Raw genomic sequence first — 312 nt, forward strand, 5'->3', positions numbered from 1 at the left:
ATTACGGTTACCGGCAGTGCTGGTGTTGCCGGTGAAGATATTGATGTCAGTGTTGAAGGTGTGGCGAAGACTTTGATACTGGGTCTGAGCAGTGATCTCGCCGTGCGACTGCGTGATGAGGCAGAGCAGACAACGGTCGATATGCGCGCAGTCTCACGCTATGGGCGCTATGATTTAGGTTTCAACGCCGCATTGATCGAGGATTTCTTCAATGCGCTTGATCTGGAAATGCGCAATGCTGTGCCGGATGCACCCGAGGAGTAACAATTAGGCTGGGCGATAGAGACTATCCGGCATCGGGTCGCCATCTGT

General features: G+C 53.2%; 1 protein-coding gene. It reads left to right on the top strand.

The genetic code is table 11. The features are described 5' to 3' along the window. Positions 1-264 (top strand): DUF1499 domain-containing protein (locus HBA93_RS20155; RefSeq protein WP_221724459.1); only part of this gene is annotated, 264 nt, incomplete at its 5' end. Between the last annotated feature and the right edge of the window lie 48 nt (positions 265-312).

It is taken from the genome of Ochrobactrum sp. SFR4, assembly GCF_019730395.1.
In the GTDB taxonomy this organism is placed as follows: Bacteria; Pseudomonadota; Alphaproteobacteria; order Rhizobiales; family Rhizobiaceae; genus Pseudochrobactrum.